The organism is Streptomyces durbertensis, assembly GCF_014156695.1.
GTDB lineage: Bacteria > Actinomycetota > Actinomycetes > Streptomycetales > Streptomycetaceae > Streptomyces > Streptomyces durbertensis.
The window spans coordinates 1-2,148 of sequence record NZ_WMLF01000643.1 but is presented as its reverse complement, the minus strand read 5'-3'; the positions used below and the strand labels follow the sequence as shown (position 1 = coordinate 2,148).

2 protein-coding genes are annotated in these 2,148 nt (G+C 71.6%); one reads left to right on the top strand and one right to left on the bottom strand.

Annotated elements, in window-relative coordinates:
• Positions 1 to 177: 177 nt before the first annotated feature.
• Positions 178 to 1,410 carry a helix-turn-helix domain-containing protein gene (locus tag GL263_RS25420; protein ID WP_182858088.1) on the bottom strand — a complete coding sequence of 411 codons (1,233 nt, stop codon included), beginning with the start codon at positions 1,408 to 1,410 and terminating at the stop codon, positions 178 to 180.
• A gap of 492 nt (positions 1,411 to 1,902) precedes the next feature.
• On the opposite strand from GL263_RS25420, the gene GL263_RS25415 reads away from it, so the two are divergent.
• Positions 1,903 to 2,115 carry a hypothetical protein gene (locus GL263_RS25415; protein WP_182858087.1) on the top strand — a complete coding sequence of 71 codons (213 nt, stop codon included), beginning with the start codon at positions 1,903 to 1,905 and terminating at the stop codon, positions 2,113 to 2,115.
• Positions 2,116 to 2,148: the final 33 nt, after the last annotated feature.

Sequence of the window (2,148 nt, the reverse complement as noted above, 5' to 3'; positions counted from 1 at the left end):
CTACGGCATCGACTCCGCGCACGCCATCCGGCACGGCCTGACCCCCGCTCCCCGACCGACCGCACAGCGGCGCGGCTGAGCCGCCCCGGGCGACACGGGGTCGTGCCAGGGCGCTCCTCGGCGCCCTGGCACGAGCGAGGCCGGCGACCCTGCCTCCGACCGGCTCGGCCGGCCGCCTCAGCCGGCGCTCTCGGGCACCGGCCGGCCCTCGGCCAGGGTCTCGGCCACCGTGCGCCAGATCTCGGCCGCGAGATCCACGTTGGAGCTTTCCTGAGCCTGCTGAGCGGACTCCCTCAGCCTTCTCAGGCCCTCCTCCAGCCGCCCCTCCTGGACCAGCAGTCGGCTGCAGAGCACGGAGAGCCGCAGCTGGTCCCGGAAGGTCAGCCGAAGATCGACCCCCTCAAGGCCGTCGAGCAGTGCCCGAGCCTCCTCGTAGCGCTTCTCGTGGAAAGCGAGTTGCGCCCGGAGCGTGGTGGCCTCCTGCCGGTGCAACGAGGTGCCGACGAGTTCGAGGGCGGTCTCCGCCTCCGCGAGCCGACTCCTCGCCTGGGGCACACAGGGCGGAGTGAGCTGGAGGTAGAGCGAAGCCGCCGCGAGCCGCAACCGCATCCACAGCTTGACGTCCACCCTGCTGTCCATGGCCTCCAGCGCCTCTTCCAGCAGCTCCCGCGCGGGTACGTGGTCACCCTGCCGGAACCGCACGGTGGCCGCCGCCCACAGCGCCTCGACCGCGAGCGGTCCGGTCTCGCCCTTCGTGAGCGCGCAGAGTTCCTCCGCGTGCGCTCGGGCATCGGGCAGCCGACCCGCCTCCGCCTCCACCGTCACCAGCGCGAGCAGCGCCATTCCCAGATCACCGACGGCGAGGTCCGCCTCGCGGGCGACCGAGCACGCGAGCACGGCGACGTCCATCGCCTCGCCGATCTCCCCCTCGGCGCGCAGGCAGCGTGCGAGCCGGGCCCGGGACCTGACTCGCAGCTGCGGCAGCCCCAGTTCGTCGGCGAGTTCCACAAGCTCACGGAGATGCACCCGCTCGGCCGCGCGGTTCCCGTCCGCCCGCTCGATCCTGGCGATCATCCACAGCGCCTGCCAACGCGGCGTGCGCTCGTGCCGCGAGTCGGTGGCGAGCAGGTCCCGGAGCGCCATCACCGCCTGGTCGGACTCGGCGGAGACGGCCAGGGTGAGCGCGTGCGCGAGCGATGTCTCGTCGGCGCAGACCGCGAAGTCCTCCGCACCGATCCCGAGGCGTTCCGCCAGGTAGGCCACCACCCGGTCGTTCGGCTGCCGCGCGCCTGACTCGAGCCGGGAGAGGTAGCCGGTGGACAGGCCGTCCCCGGCGAGCGCCGCCTGCGAGAGGCCGCGCTCCGTCCGCAGCTGTCGGAGCCGTTGACCGAAGGACGGCTGTCGGTGCATGTGACCAATCCTCAGTTCTGCTCGGAAAACGGCTGTTCACGCCCTGGGAGGCCAGCGCGTCGCGGTGGCGGCGTGTCGTCGGCGCCCGGAGGGCCGGCCGACGCCGCACGCCCTACCCGGGTCGCGCGTGGACATCTCACCGCGGACCCCGGCGGTCCCGCGGGTGCCCGAACGGCGCGACTCAAGGATACGCCAGTCGACAACACCTGGCAAAAGAATGCCAGCATGATTGCCAGAAGTTTCCAGCCCTGCCGACAGCGGGACCACCCAGAGTATGAGCGGCCGACCAAGGAGATGGCGCCCAGCGAACAAACCAGCCGGGCGCATTTTTTCCACACCCGGACAAGAAGCCCACATGACGGGGTGGCAAACTCATTGCCTCGCTGTTGCCAGATTTGCCATCGGTCGACTACTGTCCGACGGAACGCACCACCGCCTCACCGCCATCCCCGCTCCACCCCGCACGTTGATCCGCTCGACAGAGGGAGAGAGATGAAGAAGCCCAAGGCCAGGGGAACCCGTCTCGCCGGCGTCGCGGCCCTCGCCGCCCTCGGCACCTCGGTGGTCTGCCAACCGCCCGCCCCTGAACCCTCGTTTGAACCCTCGTTGTCCGCCCACGGCCTCACCATCGACTGGCCCGCCCCCGCTCCCGACGAGTGGTCGCCGGACCGTCACCACACCGCGTCCGGCATCGACTGGCCATGACGGACGGGCCGCCCCGCGCTCCCCGTCCGGACC

Bases quoted from the DNA above. Each gene is read 5' to 3' on its own strand.
- GL263_RS25420 (WP_182858088.1), bottom strand. From the start codon at position 1,410: ATGCACCGACAGCCGTCCTTCGGTCAACGGCTCCGACAGCTGCGGACG.
- GL263_RS25415 (WP_182858087.1), top strand. From the start codon at position 1,903: ATGAAGAAGCCCAAGGCCAGGGGAACCCGTCTCGCCGGCGTCGCGGCC.